General features: G+C 71.1%; 22 protein-coding genes. 7 read left to right on the forward strand and 15 right to left on the reverse strand.

Going from position 1 to position 23,181, the window contains the following annotated elements; all coding sequences use genetic code 11:
• Positions 1–23 precede the first annotated feature (23 nt).
• Positions 24–1,727, forward strand: a complete 1,704-nt coding sequence (locus I004_RS0122190; RefSeq protein WP_028437319.1) for a DUF885 domain-containing protein — start codon at positions 24–26, stop codon at positions 1,725–1,727.
• A 138-nt stretch (positions 1,728–1,865) separates the two neighbouring features.
• Here I004_RS0122190 and I004_RS0122195 read toward each other — a convergent pair whose 3' ends face one another.
• The 7 genes from I004_RS0122195 to I004_RS0122225 form a co-directional block, all read right to left on the reverse strand.
• Positions 1,866–2,693 (reverse strand): SDR family oxidoreductase, encoded by an 828-nt coding sequence (locus I004_RS0122195; RefSeq protein ID WP_037977281.1) that lies wholly within the window; start codon positions 2,691–2,693, stop codon positions 1,866–1,868.
• Positions 2,694–2,762: 69 nt separating this feature from the next.
• Positions 2,763–5,888 carry an AAA family ATPase gene (locus tag I004_RS0122200; protein ID WP_028437321.1) on the reverse strand — a complete coding sequence of 1,042 codons (3,126 nt, stop codon included), beginning with the start codon at positions 5,886–5,888 and terminating at the stop codon, positions 2,763–2,765.
• The gene (locus tag I004_RS35365; protein ID WP_078511606.1) at positions 5,885–7,132 is read right to left on the reverse strand and encodes an exonuclease SbcCD subunit D; all 1,248 of its coding nucleotides are present in this window, start codon (positions 7,130–7,132) and stop codon (positions 5,885–5,887) included. Before I004_RS35365 ends, I004_RS0122200 begins: the two co-directional genes overlap by 4 nt.
• Before the next feature lie 265 nt (positions 7,133–7,397).
• Positions 7,398–8,204: an SDR family oxidoreductase gene (locus I004_RS0122210; RefSeq protein ID WP_028437322.1), complete on the reverse strand. Its 807-nt coding sequence runs from the start codon at positions 8,202–8,204 to the stop codon at positions 7,398–7,400.
• Between the two features lie 117 nt (positions 8,205–8,321).
• Entirely contained in the window at positions 8,322–10,166 is a 1,845-nt protein-coding gene (asnB, locus tag I004_RS0122215; protein ID WP_028437323.1) for an asparagine synthase (glutamine-hydrolyzing), read from the reverse strand.
• 168 nt (positions 10,167–10,334) lie between these two features.
• Positions 10,335–11,867: an MFS transporter gene (locus I004_RS35370; protein WP_051345308.1), complete on the reverse strand. Its 1,533-nt coding sequence runs from the start codon at positions 11,865–11,867 to the stop codon at positions 10,335–10,337.
• Positions 11,868–12,050: 183 nt separating this feature from the next.
• Positions 12,051–12,677: a YigZ family protein gene (locus I004_RS0122225; protein WP_028437324.1), complete on the reverse strand. Its 627-nt coding sequence runs from the start codon at positions 12,675–12,677 to the stop codon at positions 12,051–12,053.
• Between the two features lie 75 nt (positions 12,678–12,752).
• Between I004_RS0122225 and I004_RS0122230 the strand changes: the two genes are divergently transcribed.
• Both I004_RS0122230 and I004_RS0122235 read left to right on the forward strand, forming a co-directional pair.
• Positions 12,753–13,160, forward strand: a complete 408-nt coding sequence (locus tag I004_RS0122230; RefSeq protein ID WP_028437325.1) for a CoA-binding protein — start codon at positions 12,753–12,755, stop codon at positions 13,158–13,160.
• A 34-nt stretch (positions 13,161–13,194) separates the two neighbouring features.
• Positions 13,195–13,686 carry a GNAT family N-acetyltransferase gene (locus I004_RS0122235; RefSeq protein ID WP_028437326.1) on the forward strand — a complete coding sequence of 164 codons (492 nt, stop codon included), beginning with the start codon at positions 13,195–13,197 and terminating at the stop codon, positions 13,684–13,686.
• A gap of 44 nt (positions 13,687–13,730) precedes the next feature.
• Here I004_RS0122235 and I004_RS0122240 read toward each other — a convergent pair whose 3' ends face one another.
• Both I004_RS0122240 and I004_RS0122245 read right to left on the reverse strand, forming a co-directional pair.
• Positions 13,731–14,282 (reverse strand): YbaK/EbsC family protein, encoded by a 552-nt coding sequence (locus I004_RS0122240; RefSeq protein ID WP_028437327.1) that lies wholly within the window; start codon positions 14,280–14,282, stop codon positions 13,731–13,733.
• Between the two features lie 42 nt (positions 14,283–14,324).
• Positions 14,325–14,897, reverse strand: a complete 573-nt coding sequence (locus I004_RS0122245) for an XRE family transcriptional regulator (protein WP_028437328.1) — start codon at positions 14,895–14,897, stop codon at positions 14,325–14,327.
• Positions 14,898–14,999: 102 nt separating this feature from the next.
• Between I004_RS0122245 and I004_RS0122250 the strand changes: the two genes are divergently transcribed.
• Positions 15,000–15,869 (forward strand): DMT family transporter, encoded by an 870-nt coding sequence (locus I004_RS0122250; RefSeq protein WP_028437329.1) that lies wholly within the window; start codon positions 15,000–15,002, stop codon positions 15,867–15,869.
• 49 nt (positions 15,870–15,918) lie between these two features.
• Here I004_RS0122250 and I004_RS0122255 read toward each other — a convergent pair whose 3' ends face one another.
• A complete protein-coding gene (locus I004_RS0122255; RefSeq protein ID WP_028437330.1) occupies positions 15,919–16,650 on the reverse strand; it encodes an acyltransferase in 732 nt (243 codons plus the stop codon).
• A gap of 125 nt (positions 16,651–16,775) precedes the next feature.
• Between I004_RS0122255 and I004_RS0122260 the strand changes: the two genes are divergently transcribed.
• Positions 16,776–17,318, forward strand: a complete 543-nt coding sequence (locus tag I004_RS0122260) for a gamma carbonic anhydrase family protein (protein ID WP_028437331.1) — start codon at positions 16,776–16,778, stop codon at positions 17,316–17,318.
• A 10-nt stretch (positions 17,319–17,328) separates the two neighbouring features.
• On the opposite strand, the gene I004_RS35375 is transcribed toward I004_RS0122260, so the two are convergent.
• The 5 genes from I004_RS35375 to I004_RS39575 form a co-directional block, all read right to left on the reverse strand.
• Complete coding sequence (locus I004_RS35375) at positions 17,329–18,024, reverse strand: DedA family protein (RefSeq protein WP_051345309.1); 696 nt, start codon at positions 18,022–18,024, stop codon at positions 17,329–17,331.
• A gap of 182 nt (positions 18,025–18,206) precedes the next feature.
• Complete coding sequence (locus I004_RS0122270; RefSeq protein WP_028437332.1) at positions 18,207–18,665, reverse strand: DUF4442 domain-containing protein; 459 nt, start codon at positions 18,663–18,665, stop codon at positions 18,207–18,209.
• A gap of 70 nt (positions 18,666–18,735) precedes the next feature.
• A complete protein-coding gene (locus I004_RS0122275; RefSeq protein WP_028437333.1) occupies positions 18,736–19,587 on the reverse strand; it encodes a fused MFS/spermidine synthase in 852 nt (283 codons plus the stop codon).
• Positions 19,588–19,686: 99 nt separating this feature from the next.
• Complete coding sequence (tuf, locus tag I004_RS0122280) at positions 19,687–20,862, reverse strand: elongation factor Tu (RefSeq protein WP_028437334.1); 1,176 nt, start codon at positions 20,860–20,862, stop codon at positions 19,687–19,689.
• 106 nt (positions 20,863–20,968) lie between these two features.
• Positions 20,969–21,142, reverse strand: coding sequence for a hypothetical protein (locus I004_RS39575; RefSeq protein WP_158677070.1), 174 nt, complete (start codon positions 21,140–21,142; stop codon positions 20,969–20,971).
• A 219-nt stretch (positions 21,143–21,361) separates the two neighbouring features.
• Here I004_RS39575 and I004_RS35380 point away from each other — a divergent pair, with 219 nt between their 5' ends.
• Both I004_RS35380 and I004_RS0122295 read left to right on the forward strand, forming a co-directional pair.
• Positions 21,362–22,117, forward strand: coding sequence for a TVP38/TMEM64 family protein (locus I004_RS35380; RefSeq protein WP_051345322.1), 756 nt, complete (start codon positions 21,362–21,364; stop codon positions 22,115–22,117).
• Between the two features lie 88 nt (positions 22,118–22,205).
• Entirely contained in the window at positions 22,206–23,093 is an 888-nt protein-coding gene (locus I004_RS0122295; protein ID WP_028437335.1) for an undecaprenyl-diphosphate phosphatase, read from the forward strand.
• The last annotated feature ends 88 nt before the right edge of the window (positions 23,094–23,181 follow it).

The following is a 23,181-nucleotide window of genomic DNA, read 5'->3' on the forward strand; positions in this document are numbered from 1 at the left end:
CCTGCGCGTACCAGGATGGGAACATGTCCGATCCCATGAACCCCACCCCCCTGCCGCGACAGGTCGCCGACGCCTACGTCGACGCTCTCGTCGAACTCGACCCGATCACCGGTACCTACCTCGGAGTGCCGGAGAGTCACAGCCGCCTTCCCGACTTCTCCCCTGCGGGTCAGGAGGGCCTCGCCGAGCTGAGCCGCACCACATTGCGCCGTCTCGCCGAGGCCGAGGAGCGGCCCGGAGCCGACAGCGACGCGGAACGGCGCTGCGCCCGGCTGCTGCGGGAACGGCTGACGGCGGAACTCGCCGTGCACGACGCGCAGGAAGGCCTGCGTGCCGTCAGCAACCTCCACTCCCCCGCCCACGCGGTGCGCGGGATCTTCACCGTCATGCCGTCCGAGACGCTGGCGGACTGGACCAACGTCGCCCAGCGGCTGCGCGCCGTGCCCGAGGCCCTCGACGGCTACCGGGAGTCGCTCGAGGCCGGTCTGGCCAAGGGGCTGCACGCGGGGCCCCGCCAGGTCTCCACCGTCCTCGGGCAGCTGGACGAGTGGGTGGGCGAAAGCGAGGGAGGCGACGGCAAGGGCTGGTTCGCCGCCTTCGCGGCGGAAGGCCCCGAGGCGCTGCACGAGGTCCTCGCGTCTGCCGCCGCCGAAGCCACCGGCGCGATCAGGGAGCTTCGCGACTGGCTCCGAGACGTGTACCAGCCCGGCGTCGCCGGCTCCCCGGAGACCGTCGGCCGCGAGCGGTACGCCCGGTGGGCCCGCTACTGGAACGGCGCGGACCTCGACCTGGACGAGGCGTACGCCTACGGCTGGGCCGAATTCCACCGTCTGCTCGGCGAGATGCGCACCGAGGCGGAGAAGATCCTCCCGCGCGCGGCGACTCCGTGGGAGGCGCTTCGCCATCTCGACACCGAGGGCGAGGCCGTCGAAGGCGTCGATGAGGTGCGCGAGTGGCTTCAGGGCCTCATGGACGAGGCCATCGAGAAGCTGGACGGCACCCACTTCGAACTGGCCGAGCGCGTCAAGCGCGTGGAGTCCCGCATCGCTCCCCCGGGCGGCGCGGCGGCGCCGTACTACACCCAGCCGTCACTGGACTTCTCCCGCCCGGGCCGCACTTGGCTGCCCACCATGGGTGAGACCCGCTTCCCCGTCTACGACCTGGTCTCCACCTGGTACCACGAGGGCGTTCCGGGCCACCATCTGCAGCTGGCGCAGTGGGCACACGTCGCCGACGAACTCTCCCGCTACCAGACGACGGTCGGCATGGTCAGCGCCAACGCCGAGGGCTGGGCCCTGTACGCGGAGCGGCTCATGGACGAGCTCGGCTTCCTCGCCAACGCCGAGCAGCGGCTGGGCTATCTGGACGCGCAGATGATGCGCGCGACGCGGGTCATCGTCGACATCGGCATGCATCTTCAGCTGCGCATCCCGGACGACTCGCCATTCCGTCCGGGCGAGCAGTGGACCCCTGAACTCGCGCAGGAGTTCTTCGGCATGCACAGCGGTCGCCCCGCGGACTTCGTGGAGAGCGAGCTCGTGCGCTACCTCGGCATGCCGGGGCAGGCGATCGGCTACAAGCTGGGCGAGCGCGCATGGCTGACGGGACGTGAGGCGGCGCGCAAGGCGCACGGGGACGAGTTCGACCCGAAGCGGTGGCACATGGCTGCTCTCTCGCAGGGGTCGCTGGGTCTGGACGACCTGGTCGCGGAGCTGTCGGCGCTCTGACGCCCCACCAGGACCCTCTCGTCTGGAAGAACGTGGCGTGTGCGCCCGGCTGTTGAGGCCGGGCGCAACACCAGCATGGTTCGTCGGTTGAGCGACTTGGCGACAAATCGGCCCGTCGACTGGTCGGTTCATTGACCGTCACGGTGAACGCGCGAAGCCGTTCTCGGAGTTGATGACCTCGCCGGTGATCCAGGCCGACTCGTCGGTGGTGAGCCAGGAGACGAGGCGTGCCGGGTCGTCCGGCGTGGCCCAGCGGCCGCCCGGGAACAGCGCTGCGACTGCGGCGTGTTCCTCACCGCTGAGGTAACCGGTGTCCACGGGTCCGGGGTTGACCGCGTTGACGGTGATGCGGGGCGCCAGCGCCGTCGCGAGCGTGCGTACGGACGAGGCCAGTGCGCCCTTCGCGAGGCTGTAGCAGACCTCCTCGGGCATTCCGCCGCGTACGTCCTGGCCCGAGGTCATCACGACGATCCGGCCGGCCGGGCCGTCGTCCGGGCGCGGTAGGCGTGCGAAGGCCTGGATCAACAGGATCACCGAGCGCGTGTTCACAGCCCAGTGCGCATCGAGCATCCCTTCGTCGACCGTCTCGAGCGGCCCGTCGCTGCCGCTGAGCGCGTGGTTGGCCACGAGGATGTCCAGCCCGTCACCGCCCAGTGCCTCCGCCGCCTCGGCGATCAGGCGGGACGGCGCTCCTACTGCCGTGAGGTCGCCGGGACCGTGTGCGACGGTCGCGCCCGGTGCGGCAACCTCGCGCACGTCGTCGGCGAGGGCCTCGGGTTCTTCAGAGTCGCTGCCCCATGGCTGTGCGGAATCGTGAGGACGGTGGTGGTGCAGGTAGACGCTCGCGCCGTAGGCCGCCAGGCGGCGGGCCACGGCATGGCCGATGCCGGCACGGCGGCTGGCTCCGGTGATGAGGGCGGTGCGGCCGCGCAGCGGCAGCGGATCGCGGCGGGGTGAGGGAGTCATGGCGCACAGCCTGGTGCCCCCCGGCCCGCACGTCAGGTGGATTTCCCGCGCGGCGGACACGCCACCCCCTCAGGCGTGGGCCGGTGCCGACCGGTGGTGCAGCGCCGAGCCCTTCCGCGACTTGGTGATCTCCAGTTGGACGGGGATGCGTTGCCGCAGGTCGGCGACATGGCTGACGATTCCGACGCACCTGTCTCGTTCCCTCAGCGAGTCCAGGACGTCGAGGATCTCGTCGAGTGTCTGCTCGTCGAGGCTGCCGAATCCCTCGTCGATGAAGAGGGTCTCCAGTCGTGTGCCGCCGGCCTCGTCGGTGACGACGTCGGCGAGACCGAGGGCCAGCGCGAGGGACGCGGAGAACGTCTCACCGCCGGAGAGCGTCGCCGTGTCGCGCTCCGCGCCGGTCCAGGCGTCGATGACATGGAGACCGAGGCCGGAGCGTGCCCGCCCGAAGGAGCGTGCGTCGGAGTGGACGAGGGTGTAGCGGCCCGCGGACATGCGGGACAGACGTGCGCTCGCGGCCGCGGCCACCTGCTCCAGGCGGGCGGCCAGCACATAGGACTCCAGGCGCATCCGGTGCTCGTTCTCCGCCGAGGTACCGGCCGCCAGACCCGCGAGGCGCGCCACCCGCTCATGGACCTCACGCAGGGGGGCGAGCCTCTGCGCTCCGTCGACGGCCTGCCGGGTGAGCCTGTCGAGCTCGGCACAGCGCGTGCGGGCGGCCTCCTCGGCGGCCGAGGCCGCGCGCAGGCGGCGGGTGGCCTCATCCGTGGCGTGCTGTGCGGCCTCGGGGTCCGCGGGCGGGAGCGCCGCCGCCGCGATCAGGTCCGGGTCCTTCAGCTCCGTGCCGACGGTGGCCTCGGTCGCCCGCCACTCCTCCAACCGTATTGCGAGGACGCGCTGTTCATCGTCGCCGAGGACCGCGGCGCCCGCGGCCTCGGGACCCTCGAATCCAGCGCGGTCCGCTGCGGCGGCAAGCTGGGCGGCGGTCTCCTCCACACGGCTGCCGGTCTCATGTGCCCTGCGGGCGGCGTCGGCGGCCTCGTCGAGCAGGGCGGTACGGCGCTGGAGGACCGCTGCACGTTCGGCGACGCTGGGGGCATCTCCGCGGGCCTTCTCCAACTGGGCCGTCGCCGTGGCCCGTTCACGCTGGAGAGCCTCCCGGTGCGACGCACGGGCAGCGACGCGGCGCTCGGCGGTCTGCTGCTGAGCGACGCGTTCGGAGTGTTCCCGCTCGGCCCGCGCGAAAGATTCCCGTGCGGCGTGGGCGTCGGCCGCTTCTTCGCGTGCCCGCTCATGTGCCTCGGTCAGCTCCCCGACAGTCGCGCTGAGTGCGCCGGTCTCCTCCCCGTGCGACTCGGCGACGGCCGCGGCCAGCGCTTCCCGAAGGCGGTGCGCCGCGGCGTCCGCCTCCTCACGCGCTGCTTCGGCTGTGCGGTACGCGGCCCATGCCCCGTCCTCGGCTGCCTGGTCGACGGCTCCGGCTCCGGGGAGCGCCGGATCGGGGTGCGCGGTCGCCCCGCAGACGGTGCAGGGCTCGCCGTCACGCAACTGGGCGGCGAGTTCGGCGGCGATGCCGCGCAGCCGCTGGTCCTTCAGATTCAGCCACTCCTCGTGGGCCTCGGCCGCCGACTCACGTGCGGTCAGAAGCCGCTGCCCGGCTTGAGCCTCCTGCTGCGTCAGCTCGTCTCGGCGCCGGGCGGCGTCGAGACGCTGCTTAGCGGGATCCAGCCGGCCCGCCAACTGCTCGGCGCGAGTGGCGGCTTCCTGCGCGCGGTCGACGCGCTGCTGGTGCGTGTGGCGCTCGCTCTCCCAGCGTGAGAGCCAGTCCGTGGCCTCGCGCAGGGTCTCCTCGTCCGTGCGCGATTCGCGTTCCAGATCGGCGAGTTCACCGTCGATGTCGCGGCGGCGTTCCTCCGCGCGCCGCGCCCCCTCCAGTGAGCCGAGCTCCTGGCGGTATTCCCCCGCCATGCGCGCCAGTTCGGGGGCGGGTGCCTCGCCCAGCCCGGCAGGCAGCCGTCCGCGGCAATGCGTCTGCTCGGCCATCGCCTTCTCATGGGCGGCGACGGCCGACTCGTGGAGGGCGACCGCGGGGGCCACAGCGGCGGCGGCGCGGGCGCGCTCCAGGCGCTGCCGGGTCTCCTCGCGCTCGGCCGCTCGCTCCTCCAGGTCCCGGGCGCGTTCCTCCGCGTCGGCGTACTGCCGCTGCCGTCGGACGAGTTCACGGGTCTCGGCGAGCTGCGACATCGCCTCGGCGTGGGCCGATTCGGCGGAGGCGGAGGCGATGACCGCGATGTCCAGCCGTTCGCGGGCGCTCGCACGGGCCAGGGCGGCCCATTCCAGTACGGCGGCCGTCAGCCCCGGGGCGCCCGGCGAGAGGGAATCCTCGCCGGTGGACCCGTCCTGGGGTTGGCCCTGCCGACGCGTGGCGTCGCGTGCGCGCTGTCCTGGCAGCGCGCCGCCCGCGTCCTCCTCGGCGGTGCCCACTCCGCCGGGGGCGGTCCCGTCCGGGTCGCCGCCACTGCCGAACGCCTGCCGCATGCGGTGCAGGAGGCCGAGCAGCGTCTCGTCCCCCGCGCGCACCTCGTCCTGCGCGCTTCGCCGCATTCGGGCCAGCTGTTCCTCTGCTGCGGCGAACCGGCCCGTGTCGAAGAGCCGCCCGAGCAGCTTTGCGCGGTCCTCGGCGCTCGCCCGGAGGAAGCGGGCGAAGTCGCCCTGCGGAAGCAGGACGACCTGGCAGAACTGGTCGCGGCTCATGCCGGTGAGTTGGGCGATCTCTTCGCCGATCTCCTGGTGCGAGCGGCTCAGGCCCCGCCATTCCCCGGTGCCGGCGTCGCACTCGCGCAGCCACGACTGCGCACGCTCCCGCGTGCTGCCGGTGCCCCGGCGCTTGGGGCGGCTCTGTTCCGGGCGGCGGGTGATCTCGAGCCGGCGGCCGCCCACGGTGAGGTCGAGGACGACCTCGGTCAGCGTGCCGGGCGCGGCGTGATCGCTGCGGAGCGTCCCGCCTGGCTGCTGGCGCGCACCGGGGACGGTGCCGTAGAGGGCGAAGCAGACGGCGTCGAGCACGGAGGTCTTGCCCGCGCCCGTCGGACCGTGGAGGAGGAAGAGCCCGGCGGCGGACAGTTCGTCGAAGTCGACGTGCTGCGTGCCTGCGAAGGGCCCGAAGGCCGTGACCGTCAGCCGGTGCAGCCTCATCCGCGGACCTCCTCGCGCTCCGGGGAGCCTTCGGCGCCGGCCCCGCCGTACGCCCCCGGCGCCCGGTCCTGCGCCCGGTACGGTGCCTCGTCCGCCATGTCTTCCGCACGGGCGGCCTCCAGGGCCTCGCCGAGCATCCTGCGCTCCCTGCTGTCGGCGGCCCGGCCGGTGCGGACGTGACCCACGAAGTCCTCGGCGATCTCCTGGTCACTGCGGCCCTTCAGCCGCCGCGCGTAGGAGACCTGGGGCTCCGACTCGCCGGTGGGCTCGGGGTCGAAGACCAGGCTGACGATGTGCGGGAACCGCTCGGACAGGAGAGCCATCGGCCCGTGCGGCCGTGTGGCGTCGGTGAGGGTGGCCTCGACCCACGCCTCCTCGTGGGCCGCGTGGGCCGGCTCGTGCAGGAGTTCTTCCAGGCTGCCGCGCAGCCGGGCGAGAGGCCGCGGGACGGGGCAGTCGATGCGTCGCGCGTCGACCTCTCCCTCTGCGTCGAGGTCGATGATCCACATGGACTTGCGGTGGGCGGCCTCGGAGAAGGAGTAGGCGAGCGGCGAACCCGAGTAGCGCACGCGCTCGCTGATGGTCTGACAGCCATGGAGATGACCGAGCGCCGCGTAGTGGACGCCGTCGAAGACCGAGGCGGGCACCGAGGCCACTCCCCCGACCGTGATGTCCCGCTCGCTGTCGGAGGATTCACCTCCGTGGACGAAGGCGTGGGCGAGTACGACGCCGCGCGTCGTGGCGGGGCGGGAGGCAAGATCGGCGCGGACCCGGTCCATCGCGGCCCGCAGCACGGCCGTGTGGCCGCTGTCCTCGGCGCCCAGCGACGCGGACACGAGCCCCGGCTCCAGGTACGGCAGCCCGTAACAGGCCACGTCTCCGCGCGCGTCGGAGAGCAGCACCGGGGTGCCGCAGCCCTCCGGATCGGTACGCAGGTGGACACCGGCGTGCTCCATCAGCCCGGAGCCGACGCCCAGGCGGCGGGCCGAGTCGTGGTTGCCGGAGATCATGACGGTGGGCACGCCCAGCCGCGCGAGCCGGTGAAGGGCCTCGTCGAAGAGCGAGACCGCGGCCAGTGGGGGCACCGCTCTGTCGTAGACGTCGCCTGCGACGAGGACGGCGTCGACGCGCTCCTCCTCGACGGTCCGGAGCAGGTGGCTCAGGAAGTCCCGCTGGGCCTCGAGCAGGCTGACACGGTGAAAGCTCCGGCCCAGGTGCCAGTCCGATGTGTGCAGCAATCTCACAGCACTGCTCCCGCCCGCACGCGCACTCCCCGTCGTAGGTCGTCTGAACACCGACTGGTCTACCAGTCGCCACTGACAACGCGGGAATCGCCTTGTGCGGTGCGGACGTTCACCACCTTCGCGTCAAGGGCCTCACCCAACGACCCTGAGGAGCCATTCATCTGACGAACCATCGCCGGCCCGCATGGCGGGGGCGCACGGAAGCCGCGGGTCGCAGGGTGAGTTGAGGTTCGTCGCGGGCGGCGTCAGTCACATCTGGTGAGCGTCAGTCCGCCGAGGGGCGCAGCCGCAGCCCCTGCATGCCGCCGTCGACGGCGAGTTCGATGCCGGTCGTGGCACCGGCCGACGGCCCGGCCAGGTAGCACACGGCGGCAGCGACCTCTGCCCCCGAGACCAGTCGCCCCAATGGCTGCCGCGCCTCGAGGGCGGCCCGTTCGGCTGCCGGGTCGGGAGCGGAATCCAGCAGCCGGCCGATCCACGGGGTGTCGGCCGTACCGGGGTTGACGCAGTTCACGCGGATGCCCTCGCGGACGTGGTCGGCGGCCATCGCGCGTGTGAGGGAGAGGACGGCGCCCTTGCTCGCCGAGTACAGGGCCCGCTGAGGGATCCCCGCGGTCGCCGCGACGGAGCAGGTGTTGACGATCGCGGCGCCGCCCGGTGCCCCGCCGTCCCCTCCCGCCGCTGCGCGGCGCAGCAGCGGGAGGGCTGCGGCGCTGACCCGGGCCATGCCGGTCACGTTGACGTCGAGAACCCGGTGCCACTCCTCGTCGTCGTTGTCCTCGACCGTGCCCTGGGCGCCGATGCCGGCGTTGTTCACCAGCACGTGAAGACGTCCGTAGCGTTCGTCGACCGCGCTCAGCGCGCCGTTCACGGACGCGCGGTCGGTCACGTCGCAGGGCAGGCCCTCCAGCCCCGGCGGCAGTGCGTCACAGGCGACGTCCAGGACGCATACCCGCGCGCCCCGCCGCGCCAGTTCGGTGGCCACGGCGAGGCCGATGCCGGACGCACCCCCGGTCACGACGGCGACCTGCCCGCCGAACTCGCCCTCGGGAGATGCCGTTTGCTGAGCCATGGCTGCCTCGCCGTCCTTCGTATGTGCCGGATGTGCTGACGGGTGCCGGATACGGCGGGGAGTGACCGGACGCACCGGAGCGCGGCCCGCGGTCCCCGCCGCATCCTGGCGATGCGCTCAGGAGAGCGTAAGGGCGGGTGCGTACATGTCCATCCACAGGGCCAGGTCGAGTGAATGCTCAAGGCCGTGCCTGTGCCCCGGGCTGATCCGGGCGCTGTCGTCGTCCACGGCGCTCTGCAGCCACCGGCGGCTGACGAGTTCGAAGACGGGGTGCGAGGGCGCGGCCAGGATGTCGGATGCCGTCTTCTGAACGGCGGCGACGTACTGCGGGTCCTGCGTGGACGGGTAAGGGCTCTTGAGCCGGTCGTACACGGAGCGCGGCAGCACGTCCGCGGTGGCCTCGCGCAGCAGGCTCTTCTCCCGGCCGTCGAATGACTTCAGGCTCCATGGCGTGTTGTAGACGTACTCCACGAGCCGGTGGTCGCAGAAGGGCACGCGGACCTCCAGGCCGACGGCCATGCTGGCGCGGTCCTTGCGGTCCAGCAGTACGCGGACGAAACGTGTCAGGTGCAGGTGGCAGATCTTCCGCATGCGGAACTCGAAGTCGCTCTCGCCTTCCAGGCGTTGGATGCCGGAGACCGCCTCGTTGTAGCCGTCCTGGGTGTACGACGTCAGGTCGAGGGCCTTGCGTGCTTCCTCGGTGAGGTATTCACCGGGTTCTCCGGCCATCTGCTGTATCCGTGCGAGCCAGGGAAAGGTGTCCGACTGCTGTGCCAGCGGGTCGAAGAACTGCTTGTACCCGCCGAAGACTTCGTCGGCCGACTCGCCCGACAGCGCCACTGTCGACTGTTCGCGTATCGCCTTGAACAGCAGGTACAGCGAGGTGTCGATATCGCCGAAGCCCATCGGCAGGTCGCGTGCCCGGATCATCGTCGACCGCAGCCGCGGATCGGCGAGTTCCTCCGAGGAGAGGACGATGTCCTCGTGCCGCGTTCCCGCACCGGCCGCGACGTCGTGCACGAACGGCCCGTCGGGCGTGTCCCGCAGGGCGTCGGCGACGAAGTTCTCGGTGTGGCCGACGAAGTCCACCGCGAAGCTGCGAACGCGCTGTCCCCCAGCGGCCAGTTGCTGTGCGGCCATTCCTGTCAGTGCCGAGGAGTCGAGGCCGCCGGAGAGCAGGGTGCAGCGCGGGACGTCGGCGACGAGCTGGCGGCGGACGATGTCCTCGAGCAGGTCGCGTACGTGGGCGACCGAGGTCTCCTGGTCGTCGGTGTGGGGCCTGGTCTCCAGGGACCAGTAGCGCGTACTGCGGATGCCTGTGCGCCCGACCGTGACCACGGTCCCGGGCTCGACCTCCCGCATGCCCTCCCAGATGGCATGGCCCGGAGTCTTGATCAGGGTGAACAGTTCGCGCAGTCCGTCGGCGCCGACGGCGGGGCGGGCGAGCGGGTTGGCGAGGATCGCCTTCGGCTCGGACCCGAACAGGACGCCGTCGTCGGTCGGGTAGTAGTAGAAGGGCTTGATGCCCATGCGGTCACGGATCATCACGAGCTTCTGCTCGCGCTCGTCCCAGATCGCGAACGCATACATGCCGTTGAGGCGTTCGGCGACAGCCTCGCCCCACTCCAGGTAGCCCCGCAGCACGACCTCGGTGTCGGAGGAGGTGCTGAAGTGGTGCCCCCGTGTGCGCAGTTCGCTGCGCAGCCCTTCGAAGTTGTAGCACTCCCCCGAATACACCATGGCGACCGTGTGCTCCGAGGAAGCCTCGGTGCTCATGGGCTGGCGTCCTCCGGGCAGGTCGATCACGGCCAGCCTCCGGTGGCCCAGAGCGGCCGGGCCCGCGATCCAGGTTCCGCTGTCGTCGGGGCCGCGGCAGGACATCGTCTCCGTCATCGCCTCGACGGTCTCGCGTTCACGCGACAGCTCGCGGTCGAACGAGACCCAGCCGGCGATTCCGCACATGCTCTCTCCCACTCCGGGCCGGCCGGCGCCGGCCCCTGGTCCAATCAGTTGCATATGGCAACTACCTGGCCAGGGTCAGCCCTTTCGGTTGCCTCGGTCAACCGGATGACGGCACGCCGCGAATTCCGGCCGGTTCGGCAGTCGGCGACGAGCGGCGGCCGCACGCTCTCAGTTGTCGGCCCCGGCCTCGTCGCCCGTCGTCCGGCCGGCCACCAGGTCCCGCGGCCGTCCGCTCTGGTAGAGCAGTCCCGTCACGATCAGTCCGGCCGCGAAGAATCCCGCAGCGGACCAGTAGGCGATCGCGAAGCTGTGGACGTTCGCCCGTGCGATCAGGTCCGGCGAGCGCGGATGGGTGCGTGTGTAGTCGCTGAAGGCGTGGGCCGCCATGGTGTTGAACAGGGACGTGCCGACCGAACCGCCCACCTGCTGCATCGTGTTGACGGTCGCGGAGGCCACACCCTGGTCCCGCTTGACGACACCCAGCGTGGCCAGGCTGATCGCGGACGGCATGACGAGGCCCAGCCCCACACCCAGCACCAGCAGAGGCGGCAGGACATGTGCCGCGTAGCCGCTGTGCAGGCTCAGCGCGGTGAGCCAGACCAGCCCGACCGTGGCGAGCCCCATGCCCGTGGGCACCACGGGCTTCGGCCCGATGCGCGGGATCAGTACGTTCGTGGAGAGCTGCGCGGTGGCGACCAGCGCGAGGACCATCGGCAGGAACGCCAGACCCGTCTTGACGGGCGAGTAGTCGAGCGTCCTCTGCAGGTAGAACGTGAGGAACAGGAAGACGCCGAACATCCCCGCACCCGCGATGAAGATGCTGATGAAGGACGCGGCGCGGTTGCGGTCCCGCACGACACGCGGCGGCAGCAGCGGGTTGCGGGTGCGCGACTCGTGGACGACGAAGCCGGCCAGCAGCAAGCCGCTGACCGTGAGCGAGCCCCAGCACCGCCAGTCGCCCCAGTTCTCCGTATCGGCGCTGGAGAAGCCGTAGACCAGGCAGAAGAGCCCGCCGCCGACCAGCGCGGTTCCCAGCAGATCCAGCTTCGGGCGCTGCGTGGGCCGGTGCGGAGACAGGATCGCCATGCCGCAGATCACGCCCACCACGGCGATGAAGACGTTGACGTACAGCGTCCAGCGCCAGCTCAGATGCTCGGTGAGCACACCCCCCAGCAGCAGCCCGATCGCCGCCCCGGACCCCGCGATGGCGCCGAAGATGCCGAACGCACGCGAGCGTTCACGCGGCTGGGTGAACGTGGTCGTCAGCAGGGACAGCGCGGAGGGAGCGAGCAGCGCCCCGAACATGCCCTGGAGCGCCCGGGCACCCACCAGCGCCGAGAAGGTGCTCGCGGCCCCGCCCAGAGCGGACGCGGCGCCGAATCCGATGAGGCCCGCCACGAACATCCTGCGGCGCCCGACCAGGTCGGACAGCCGGCCGCCGAGCAGGAGCAGACTGCCGAAGGCCAGCGTGTACGCGGTGATGACCCACTGCCGGCCGTCGTTGGAGAAGGCGAGGTCCCGCTGCGCGGAGGGAAGTGCGATGTTCACAATCGTCGCGTCCAGGACGACCATCAGCTGGGCCAGAGCGATGACCGTCAGCGCCAACCAGCGGTGAGGGGTCGGGTTCTCCTCACCGGCGGCCGGGGCGGACCCTGCGCCCGCACCGCCGCCGGGAGACGGACCGGCCGGACTGGGGGCCATCGACGGACCTCTCGACTCCACGGCTGACGGGACGGAGACGCTTCGCAGTCGTCACGTTATGTCCGGTTTCCGGGGGCCGCAAAAGATCAGCCGCGGGTCTCAGCGCCAGGACGGCGGCAAGGACGAGGTCCTGGGACGGCCAGGGCGCGGGCGCCTCCGCGACCTTGGAAGCACGCGGAGACGTCAGGGGTTCCCGTATGCCTCGCCGCCGACCGCCAGTCGAGCCGTTCCGGCGGTGCTGTCCGCGAGCCAGCCCCGGAAGTCGTCGAGTTCCGCCTCCGGCAGTCCCACTTCGATCGTCACCTCGACTCCGTAAGTGACCTCGCGCACCGAACGCCCGCTGGAGCGCAGGTCGTTCTCCAGCCTGCCCGCACGCTGGTGGTCGGTCGTGACGGTCACCAGCCGGTAGCGCTGCCGCACGCGGGTACCGACGGCGTCCAGCGCCTCGCCGACGGCTCCGCCGTAAGCGCGGATCAGGCCGCCCGCCCCCAGCTTCGTTCCGCCGAAGTAGCGGACGACCACCGCTACGGCGCAGCGGATCCCGCGCCGCGTGAGCATCTGCAGCATGGGCAGGCCCGCGGTACCGCCCGGTTCCCCGTCGTCATCGGACTTCTGCAGGCCCCCGTCCGCGCCGATGACGTACGCCCAGCAGTGATGTGTCGCCCCCGGGTGCTCCGCGCGCACCCGCGCGATGAAGGCCTTCGCCTCCTCCTCGGAGGCCGCGGGAGCCAGGACGCACACGAAGCGCGAGCGGCTGAGCTCGGTCTCGTGCTCTCCCTCACCGGCCACGGTGACGTACTGCTCCTGCATACGGGCACCCTACGTGCGGGCCCACCGGGGCCCGGACCGGGAATGGACGGGCCGCTACTGCTCGTTGGAGAGATCATGTATGCAGACGCTGAGACCGTACGCAGGATCCTGACGGAGTCGGGCGACACATGGGCGGTCGTCGGCCTGTCCACGAACCAGGCGCGCGCGGCGTACGGCGTCGCGGGTGTCCTCCAGCGCTTCGGCAAGCGCGTGGTACCGGTGCACCCCAAGGCAGAGACGGTGCACGGGGAGCAGGGCTACGCGAGGCTGGCCGAGATCCCCTTCCCCGTCGACGTCGTGGACGTCTTCGTCAATTCCGAGCTCGCGGGGGATGTCGCGGACGCGGCCGTGGACATCGGCGCGAAGGCGGTCTGGTTCCAGCTGGGAGTGATCGACGAGGCTGCCTACGAGCGCACGCGTTCCTCCGGCCTGGAGATGGTCATGGACCGCTGTCCCGCGATCGAGATCCCGAAACTCAAGTGAACCGCACCCCTTGGCATCGCTATGGTGAGTGGTCGTGATCACGACCCGGATGGCGTCCCCTGACGACGCTCCTGAACTGGTGCGGCTGCGGCGGCTGATGTTCCTGGGCATGCACGGACGGGACGAGCCGGGCCCGTGGGAGCGGGACGCGGAGCGGATGGCCCGCCGCCAGCTGGATCGGGAGCTCCCGGGCGGGGAATGGCTGGGCGCGTTCGTGGTGGACGGCGAGGGGCCGGGGCCACTGCATCTGGCGGCGTGCGCGGTGGGCAGAATCGAGGAGCGCCTGCCCGCGCCGAGGCATCCCGCCGGGCGCTTCGGCTTCGTCTTCAGCGTCTGCACGGACGAGCGCTATCGGGGGCGCGGCTACGCACGGGCCACGACCGAGGCCCTGCTGGAATGGTTCGCCGAGCGGGACGTGACCCGGGTCGACCTCCACGCGAGCGCGGACGCAGAACCTCTGTACCGCTCCATGGGCTTCAGCGAGCACTCGATCGCGCTCTCCATCAACCTGTCAGGGCGCGGCTGAGGGCGTTCGGGCCGGCCGCGAGGCACGCCGGTTACGGCGCACGCTCAGATGCCCAGGCCCTCCAGGACGACGGCGCCCGGCAGTTCGGCCAGTGCCTTGCCCGGGACGATGAGCTTGCCGCGCCGGAGCCCGCTGCCGATCAGCGTCCAGGGCAGATCGGTGACCGCGGAGTCGATGAGGACGGGCCAGCCTTCCGGAAGCCCGATCGGCGTGATGCCCCCGTACTCCATGCCGGTCTCCGCGACGGCGGTGTCCATGGGCGCGAACGACGCCTTGCGCGCCTCCAGTTGGCGCCGGACCGCGCCGTTGACGTCGACGCGCGTGGTGGAGAGCACCACACACGCGGCGAGCGAGCGTTCGCCGCCGCGCTTCGCCGCGACGACGACGCAGTTGGCGGACGTGCCGAGGAGGTCGTCGCCGTAGTTCTCGATGAAGACGGCCGTGTCCGCCTTCTCCGGGTCCGTGTCGACGTGGAGCAGCTGGTTGCGCGGCACCTCGCCCTTCCAGCCACGGACGGCGTCGGCCGCCGGGCCGGTGAAGTGCTCGACCGACGCGGCAGGGGTGGCCGATTCGAAGTTCCCGATGGGTGCGCGCATGCGCGGCACGTTAACACCGGCCACGGACCACGGGAGAGCCGGTCAGCGCGGTGCGGGGACGGAGATGGCCATGGTCATCTCGACCGGCTCCCGGCCCTCGTTGCGGTAGCTGTGCGGCACGTTGGCCTCGAAAGAGGCGGAGGTTCCCGCGGGCACCTCGTAGTCCTTGCCCTCGACGTTCAGCGTGAGCTTGCCCTCGCGCACGTGCACCAGTTCGGTCGTCCCGGCCGGGTGCGGGTCGGAGCGGCTTCCGTCGCCGGGCATGAGCCGCCACGACCACAGCTCCAGCGGGCCCGGAGACTCGGCACCGGCCAGCAGCGTGCTGTGGCTTCCCGCCTCGGTGGACCACAGCCGCACCGCCTGCTCCGCCGGCACGAGACGCACCTGCGGTTCCTGGTCGAAGTCGAGCAGGGTGGTGATGCTCACGCCGAGGGCGTCCCCCACCTTGACGACGGTGCCCACGCTCGGGTTCGTGCGGCCCTGCTCGATCTGGATGAGCATCCCCCGGCTCACACCGGCGCGGGCCGCGAGCGCGTCGAGGGTGTAGCCGCGCTCCTGCCGCCGGCGCTTCAGATTGCGGGCCAGGGACTGCGTGAGGTGGTCGAGATCGGTCACAGGATCCGTACACCGTCCAATATTATGGATGACAGAGTTCAGTTTGATAAACTACGCTGAGTTGTACTTCCTTGTTCACGCCACTGTACTGCGAGGTGTCTCATGACCGCTGCTCTGGCCCTGGTCACCAGCCTGATGTGGGGGCTGGCCGACTTCGGCGGAGGGCTGCTCACCAGGCGCATGTCCGCGCTGACGGTCGTGGTGGTCTCCCAGGCCCTGGCGACCGTGGTGCTCGGGGCGATCGTGATCGCCATGGGCGGCTGGAGCGAGTGGGGCGGGCAGCTGTGGTTCGCGGCGGCCGCGGGTCTCGTGGGTCCGGTGGCCATGCTCGCCTTCTACAAAGCGCTCTCCCAGGGGCCGATGGGTGTGGTCTCACCGCTGGCCTCGCTCGCCGTCGTCGTCCCCGTCGCGGCCGGTCTGGGACTGGGCGAGCGGCCCGGCTGGATCCAGGCAGCTGGGATCACCGTGGCAGTCGCCGGCGTGGTCCTCGCGGGCGGCCCGGAGCTGCGCGGCGCACCCGTGCAGCGGAAGACGATCACTCTCACCCTCATCTCGGCACTGGGGTTCGGCGCGGTGATGGCGCTGATCGAGCACGCCGGCACGAGCACCATGGCCGGCCTCTTCCTCGCGCTCTTCGTGCAGCGCGTGTGCAACGTCACCGTGGGAGGTGCCGCCCTGTACGTGCAGGTCAGGCGGGGCACGCCCGCGCTGCCCGCCGAAGGGGGCCGCAGGGCCCTGACCATGGCGCTGCCCGCGCTGGCCTTCGTGGGCCTCGCGGACGTTGCCGCCAACGGCACGTACATGCTGGCCACCTCGTACGGGCCCGTGACGACGGCCGCGGTGCTCGCGTCGCTCTACCCCGTGGTCACGGCGCTCGCGGCGCGGGGTGTGCTGCGGGAGAGGCTGCGGGCGGTGCAGACCGCCGGGGCGGGACTTGCCCTGGTCGGCACAGTGCTGCTGGCGTCGTCCTGATCATCCGTACGTCTGCGTCCCGGCCGGGTCGACGAGGCGGCGGGGCGGGCTACTCCTCCTCGCAGGAGGCCAGTTCGGCTGCCGCACGCAGCTGCTGAGGTGTGACGCCCTCCGGCACCGGTACGGGCGCGGGCGTGCGCAGCGGCGGCTGCCAGCCCCGCTCACCCTCCCAGCGGCGCACGATCCGCGCGGGGGCGCCGGCGACCACGGCGTGACCGGGGACCTCGCCCCGCACGACCGCGCCGGCGGCGACGACCACGTTCCGTCCCAGCCGCGCCCCCGGCAGGATCACGGCCCCGGCACCGAGCCAGCTGCCGCTGCCGATCTCCACGGCGGCGCTGCGCGGCCACTGCTTGCCGACGGGTTCGTGCGGGTCGTCGTAGGAGTGGTTGGTCGAGGTGATGTAGACGTACGGGCCGCAGTAGACGTCGTCGCCGAAGGTGACGGACCCCTGGACGTCCGCGATGACGTGGCTGCCGCGTCCGAGGACCACACCGTTGCCGATGGTGAGGACCGGGTGCGGTCCGAGGTCGAGGTCCGGCAGCATCCCGGCCGCGAGGGTGACCTCCTGCCCGATCACGCAGTGGTCGCCGAGCTCTATCCAAGGCGTGCCGAAGACGGTGCCCTGCGGGAAGGCGAGCCTGGTGCCGGTCCCGATGCGGCGGAATGCGTAGGGTCCGGGGCGCTCCGCGGTGATGGCACCTGCGTACTGCGCCCGGCGCCATATCCCGTGCACGGCACGGGAGGCGAGAGCAGCGAAGGTGTTCCGGATGGATCGCACGCCGTCACGGTAGCCGTGCGGGGCCCCGCGGACCCGTACAGGCCCCTGTGATCTTCCGCCCACCCATCGCATACGGTTCAAGTAGGGGCCGGTGCCCACCGGCCGGGGATTGAGCGGAGACGACGATGACGGAACAGCGAGCGGTGATCGCGGCTGTGAGCGGCAGGGAGCCCAAGCTCGACGAGGACGCCTACACCGCACCGACGTCCGTGGTCGTGGGGGCCGTGACCATCGGCGCGGGATCAAGCATCTGGTACGGAGCGGTGATGCGCGCGGACTGCGACGTGATCACCCTCGGCGAGGGCTCCAACATCCAGGACAACTGCACGGTCCACGCCGACCCGGGATTCCCCACGCACATCGGCTCGGGTGTCTCGGTGGGGCACAACGCGGTACTGCACGGCTGCACGGTGGAGGACGACGTCCTCGTCGGCATGAGCGCCACGGTTCTCAACGGGGCCGTCATCGGGGCCGGTTCACTGGTCGCCGCCCACGCTCTCGTGCCGCAGGGCATGCAGGTGCCGCCGGGATCGCTGGTGGCGGGTGTGCCGGCGAAGATCAAGCGGGAGCTGACGTCGGAGGAGCACGAGGGCATCAAGGCCAACGCGGCCGTGTACCAGCACCTCGCCCGTAACCACCGGGACGAATTCTCTCCCGTGGAGGACTGAGCTCCGGGCTTCAGTCGCCGGCGCGGACCGCTCCGGATCCGGCGCGGTCCTCGCCGGATCCGCTGTCCGGCTCTCCATCCGCGGCCAGAGCGACGTGTTCGGCCTCGGCCTTGCGGGCGCGCCGCCGCATGACGATCATCGAGCCGACGCCGAAGAGCACGGCGATCACCAGGCCCATCCACGAGAAACGCTTGAGCCAGGCCTCGGCGACGATGCCGACGTAGTAGATGACGGCCGTCGTGCCGCCCGCCCAGACGATGCCGCCCAGCACGTTCGCCGTGAGGAACTTCCAGTAGGGCATCTTCAGCACACCCGCGAGCGGCCCGGCGAAGATGCGCAGCAGCGCGACGAAGCGGCCGAAGAAGACCGCCCACATCCCCCACTTCTCGAAGGCCCGCTCCGCGCTGGCGACATGATGCGGGCCGAAGTGCTTCGGGAACTTCCCGCCGAGCCACGTCAGCAGCGGTTTGCCGCCTCTGCGGCCGATCGCGTAGCCGATGGAGTCGCCGATGATCGCGCCCGCGCTGGCGCAGGTGCCGAGGATCAGGGGATCGATCTCGTGGTGCTGCGAGGCGAGGAGCGCGGAAGAGACGAGGACGATCTCGCCCGGGAGCGGAATGCCCAGGCTCTCCAGCCCGATGACGACTCCGACCAGGAGGTACACACTCACGGCCGGCACGGTCTCGAGCCACTCCTGGACGTGCAACTGGGCTTCCTCCCGCCGGTGATGGACGCGGGAGGCCTTGTCCTGCCCGTCCCGCGCACGCGCCCGGACCGTCGCGGGGCGCGCGTGCGGGCAGCCTAACCGATGCCGGGAAACACGGGGCGGCGCCACGGGAGGGCGCCGCAGGTCACGCCGCCCAAGCGGAAGCCGGACTCCTCGGGCGGTCAGTTGTGCGGGCGCAGCGTCCAGATGATCGTCATCTCGCCGGTCACGGCGCCGTCCTCGCGGGAGATCTTCACCTCCACGGGGAATTCGGGCCGCTCCCCCGCGTCCAGTTCGGCCAGCACCTCCGCGACGGGCCTGCCCAGTTCGGCGGTCGCGGTCACGGGGCCCATGGCCAGCTTCTTGTAGCCGATCTCGGCCCGTACGGCCAGCGGCACCGCGCGCGAGAGCTGGTCGCCGAACGCGGCCAGGACGATCGCGCCGCTGGCCGACTCGGCGAGCGTGAACATGGCGCCGGCGTGCGGGCCGCCGACGTGGTTGTGGTAAGCACCCTGGTCGGGCAGCGAGACGACTGCCCGCTCGGGGCTCGTCTCGGAGAACTCGAGGCCGAGGGTGCGGACCATCGGGACGGTGTCCGCCATCATCTGGCCGATGGACGGAAGGGAATCTGTGGAGGACATGGCCGGATGTTACCACTCAGTAACTGCTCCTGGCCAGGGGCGTCGTCCTCCGTCCGGCCTCCCGCCGTACTCAGCCGATGGTGAAGGCGCCGTCGGGCGGCTCCGGTGAGGGCGCCGCGTCACCGTCCTGGACGGGTGCAGCCCCGTCGGTGAGACGCTCCAGCCCCGCGCCGTGCTCGACCCGTGCGGGAAAGGTGTCCGAGGCCGTTCTGCGGGCGAGCGCGTCCACGGGGAAGGGCTCGTGCGAGGCGACCAGCACGATGTTGCCGAAGCGCCGGCCGCGCAGCATGGAAGGCTCGGCGATGAGACACATGTGCTCGAACGCCGTACGGAACGTGGCGACTTGGGAACCGGCGAAGCGGAAGGGCGCGGCGTCGGCCACATTGACGACGCAGACGCCGTCGTCCCGCAGTACGCGGCGTACGGCCTGCGCGTAGGTGACGGTGGTCAGATGCGCCGGCACATGCACTCCGCCGTAGACGTCGGCTGTCACGACGTCCGCCGACGCGGCTGGTGAGGCGTCGAGGAAGGCGCGGGCGTCCTGTGCCGCCACGGCGATCCCGGAGCCGGGCGTCAGGGGCAGATACTCCTCGACGAAGACGAGCAGCGCCTCGTCGGTGTCGGCGACGCGCTGCCGGGATCCGGGACGGGTAGCCGCCACGTACCGGGGAAGGGTGAGCGCGCCGCCGCCCAAGTGCACGACGTCCAGGGCCTGTTCGGGAGGTGCCGCCAGATCCAGTACGTGGGCCACGCGGCGCGCGTACTCGAATTCCAGGTACGTCGGATCGCGCAGGTCAACATAGGACTGGGGCGCGCCGTCGACCGTGAGCAGCCAGCCGCCCTCGTGGTCGATGTCGGGCAGCAGCTTTGCGGTGCCGCCTTGAACGGCACGTGTCACGGGTATCGGCTCGTCGTCCACCAGCCCATTGTGGCTTCGGCCCGGACGTGCAGGCAGTCCGCCCTCCGCACGTCCGGGCCGGGCCTCACGCGGGCCTCGCGCCGGTCTCGACCTTCGCCCCGTTCACTCCTCCCCGACGCTGACGACCGTTCCCGCGCCAACGGTGCGGCCGCCCTCACGTACCGCGAAGCCGAGGCCCGGCTCCAGCGGGACTTCGTGGCCGAGCTCGACGTCGAGCGTCACGGTCTCGCCGGGCAGTGCCACGCCGTCCGCGCCGAGGGTGACCTCGCCGACCACGTCCGCCGTGCGCAGATAGAACTGCGGCCGGTACCCGCTGTGCACCGGGGTGCGCCGGCCGCCGTCCCGCATGGGGAGCAGACGGACCTGGGCCGTGAAGCGCCGGCGTGGCGCGAGACTGCCGGGGACGGCGACGATGTGCCCCCGGCGGACAGCGTCCCGGGGCACGCCGCGCAGCAGGAGCGCGACGCTGTCTCCGGCCTGGGCCTCCTCCATGGGTTTGCCGAAGGTCTCGACGCCGGTCACGACGGTCTCGGTTGCCGCCCCGAGCACCTCCACCTTGTCGCCGACGCGCACGGTGCCGCGTTCGACCGCGCCAGTGACGACGGTGCCGCGTCCGGTGATCGTCAGCACGTTCTCCACCGGCAGCAGGAACGGCGCACTCAGATGCCGCTCGGGGTCGGGGACGTAGGTGTCCACGGCGTCCAGCAGCGCCTCGATCGCGGCCGTCCAGCGCGGGTCGCCCTCCAGCGCACGCAGGCCGGAGACCCGCACGACGGGGAGGGTGTCGCCGGCATAGCCGTGAGCGCTCAGCAGCTCGCGGACCTCCAGCTCGACCAGCTCTGTCAGTTCCTCCTCCCCGGCGTCGGCCTTGTTCAGTGCGACGACGATGTGCTCGACGCCGACCTGCCGCGCGAGCAGCACGTGCTCGGCGGTCTGCGGCATCACGCCGTCGACGGCCGAGACGACCAGGATCGCGCCGTCCAGCTGCGCCGCGCCGGTGACCATGTTCTTGATGAAGTCCGCGTGACCTGGCATGTCGACATGCGCGTAATGCCTGGTCCCGGACTCGTACTCGACGTGCGCGATGGTGATGGTGATGCCGCGGGCCGCCTCCTCGGGTGCCTTGTCGATGCGGTCGAACGGCACGAACGTGCCAGTGCCGCGGTCGCTGAGGACCTTGGTGATGGCGGCGGTGAGCGTCGTCTTGCCGTGATCGACGTGCCCCATGGTTCCGATGTTCAGATGCGGCTTGCTGCGCACATAAGCCTGCTTGGCCATGTTCTTCCTCGTCTGCTGCGCGCCGTGACACGGCGCGGTGATGGCCGGGACCCCTCGGACCAGCCGACCCTCCCCCTGCGGGGTCCTCGGTGCGATCCGGGAAGGGTCAGCCTCGGGCGCCGCCGGCGGCCACTGCGGCAGCGGCTGCCAGGGCGGTGTCGGTGGCTGATGAAACAGCCGAGGCGGCGATGGGCCGTGTGTCCGAGAGGAACGAGAAAGCGGCAGCCCTGAGCACGCCCGCTGCCGCGGGCCGTGCCATGTGGAGGGTCTGCCGGAACATGACCTTGATGGTTGCGCCCCAACGGGCGTACGTCGACTGATTTTTCTCCTGTCCCGACGAGCGCGTCCGCGCTGCGTCCGGGAGTTGCGAAGTCGCCGCTGAGACGGGTGCCACCGACGCGGTCACTTGAGTTACCCGGACGCGGAAGTGACCGTTCCGGGGAGAAGCGATGCCCTTCTCGCCCGGCGGGCGATCACATTCGTCGGTTACGCTCGCCGCGTGTCCGTCCCCTCCACGCAGCAGTCAGACGGTCTCCCCAGCCGACTGGCCCAGGCGCTGCTCTCCCCGAGGTGCCGGCTCGCAGTACTGCTGGTGCTGCTGTGCGCGGCGGGGATATCGATGCTGGTGTACGAGCCGCAGCGGTTCGTCACCCATGGGCTGCCCGCGCATCTCTCGGGCGGTCTCGCGGGTTTCTTCTTCACCGTGGCCTACGGGCTGTGCACCGCCGCCTTCGTTCCCCGTCCCGTCCTCAACGTCGCCGCGGGCGCGCTCTTCGGCACACAGGCCGGAACCGTCGCCGCCGTCGCCGGTACCGTCATCGGCTCCGGCCTCGCATTCGGTCTGGGCCGCGTCCTCGGGCAGGACGCACTGCGTCCGCTGCTGCGGGCCCGCTGGGTGACCGCCGTCGACCGTCAGCTGAGCCGGCACGGATTCCGTTCGATGCTGGTGATCAGACTTCTCCCCGGCGTTCCCTTCGCGGCTTCCAACTACGGCGCCGCCGTCTCCCGCATGGGATGGACGGCCTTCCTCGCCGCGACGGCACTGGGTGTGGTCCCCAACACCGCCGCGTATGTGATCGCCGGCAGCCACGCCACGGCGCCCACCTCGCCCGTCTTCCTCGCCGCCTTCGGCTTCATCGCGCTCTCCGGTCTCGGAGGCGCCGTGCTGGCCTGGCGCAAGCGCCACGTGCTCGGCAGCGAGCCAGCGGGATGCGCGACGAAGACCCTTTACAAGCAAGGCGCCTCACGCTCCTGAGGGCTCATCACCCCCCGCTCGCCCGTCATCCGTGTGGCTGTAGTCTGCTCCGCGTGATCATTGCCGCGGCGAGGACGGGTCAGAGTAGATGTCTTGGTTCGAATCGTTCATTCTCGGGCTCGTCCAGGGACTGACCGAATTTCTCCCGATCTCCTCCAGCGCCCACCTTCGGCTCACCGCGGCCTTCGCCGGCTGGCAGGACCCGGGCGCCGCCTTCACCGCCGTCACTCAGATCGGCACAGAAGCGGCAGTCATCATCTACTTCCGCAAGGACATCGGGCGCATCATCTCCGCCTGGAGCCGTTCCCTGGTCGACCGCAGCATGCGGCGCAACCACGACGCGGAGCTGGGCTGGCTGGTGATCGTGGGATCGATCCCGATCGGCGTGCTCGGGCTGCTGTTCAAGGACCAGATCGAGGGCCCGTTCCGGGACCTGCGGCTCATCGCGACGACGCTGATCGTCCTCGGCATCATCCTCGGCATCGCCGACAGGCTCGCAGCCCAGGGCGGACGTTCCGGGAAGGGCAAGAGGGCACGCCCGCGCAAGACGATCGAGGAACTGAACGTCAAGGACGGTCTGCTCTACGGCTGTGCGCAGGCGCTGGCGCTGGTTCCCGGCGTCTCGAGGTCGGGCGCCACCATCAGCGGCGGGCTCTTCATGGGCTACACCCGCGAGGCCGCCGCCCGCTACTCCTTCCTGCTCGCGATCCCGGCCGTGATGGCCTCGGGCTTCTTGGAGCTGACGGAGATCGGCAAGGGGCACGTCTCGTGGGGGCCGACCATCTTCGCGACGGTTCTCGCCTTCGTCGTGGCCTACGCGGTCATCGCGTGGTTCATGAGCTACATCTCCACCCGCAGCTTCATGCCTTTCGTGATCTACCGCGTGGTGCTGGGCATCGCGATTCTCGTGCTCGTCGCCACGGGCACCCTCACCCCGAACGAGGGCGCCTCCTCCGGCGGTGTCTCGTCCGGCTGAGCCCGTGCGGCCGCATGTAGGACGTGCGGTGCACACGCATCGGCGGGTGTACTCCTGAGGCCGTACGGCAGGACTCACCCGCCGGACG

The sequence above is a fragment of the Streptomyces sp. TAA486 genome (assembly GCF_000426165.1).

What these genes read in the sequence shown, in the direction of transcription:
- I004_RS0122190 (WP_028437319.1), top strand. Translation starts at nt 24, where the DNA reads ATGTCCGATCCCATGAACCCCACCCCCCTGCCGCGACAGGTCGCCGAC.
- I004_RS0122195 (WP_037977281.1), bottom strand. Translation starts at nt 2,693, where the DNA reads ATGACTCCCTCACCCCGCCGCGATCCGCTGCCGCTGCGCGGCCGCACC.
- I004_RS0122200 (WP_028437321.1), bottom strand. Translation starts at nt 5,888, where the DNA reads ATGAGGCTGCACCGGCTGACGGTCACGGCCTTCGGGCCCTTCGCAGGC.
- I004_RS0122210 (WP_028437322.1), bottom strand. Translation starts at nt 8,204, where the DNA reads ATGGCTCAGCAAACGGCATCTCCCGAGGGCGAGTTCGGCGGGCAGGTC.
- asnB (WP_028437323.1), bottom strand. Translation starts at nt 10,166, where the DNA reads ATGTGCGGAATCGCCGGCTGGGTCTCGTTCGACCGCGAGCTGTCGCGT.
- I004_RS35370 (WP_051345308.1), bottom strand. Translation starts at nt 11,867, where the DNA reads ATGGCCCCCAGTCCGGCCGGTCCGTCTCCCGGCGGCGGTGCGGGCGCA.
- I004_RS0122225 (WP_028437324.1), bottom strand. Translation starts at nt 12,677, where the DNA reads ATGCAGGAGCAGTACGTCACCGTGGCCGGTGAGGGAGAGCACGAGACC.
- I004_RS0122230 (WP_028437325.1), top strand. Translation starts at nt 12,753, where the DNA reads ATGTATGCAGACGCTGAGACCGTACGCAGGATCCTGACGGAGTCGGGC.
- I004_RS0122240 (WP_028437327.1), bottom strand. Translation starts at nt 14,282, where the DNA reads ATGCGCGCACCCATCGGGAACTTCGAATCGGCCACCCCTGCCGCGTCG.
- I004_RS0122250 (WP_028437329.1), top strand. Translation starts at nt 15,000, where the DNA reads ATGACCGCTGCTCTGGCCCTGGTCACCAGCCTGATGTGGGGGCTGGCC.
- I004_RS0122260 (WP_028437331.1), top strand. Translation starts at nt 16,776, where the DNA reads ATGACGGAACAGCGAGCGGTGATCGCGGCTGTGAGCGGCAGGGAGCCC.
- I004_RS0122270 (WP_028437332.1), bottom strand. Translation starts at nt 18,665, where the DNA reads ATGTCCTCCACAGATTCCCTTCCGTCCATCGGCCAGATGATGGCGGAC.
- tuf (WP_028437334.1), bottom strand. Translation starts at nt 20,862, where the DNA reads ATGGCCAAGCAGGCTTATGTGCGCAGCAAGCCGCATCTGAACATCGGA.
- I004_RS39575 (WP_158677070.1), bottom strand. Translation starts at nt 21,142, where the DNA reads ATGTTCCGGCAGACCCTCCACATGGCACGGCCCGCGGCAGCGGGCGTG.
- I004_RS0122295 (WP_028437335.1), top strand. Translation starts at nt 22,206, where the DNA reads ATGTCTTGGTTCGAATCGTTCATTCTCGGGCTCGTCCAGGGACTGACC.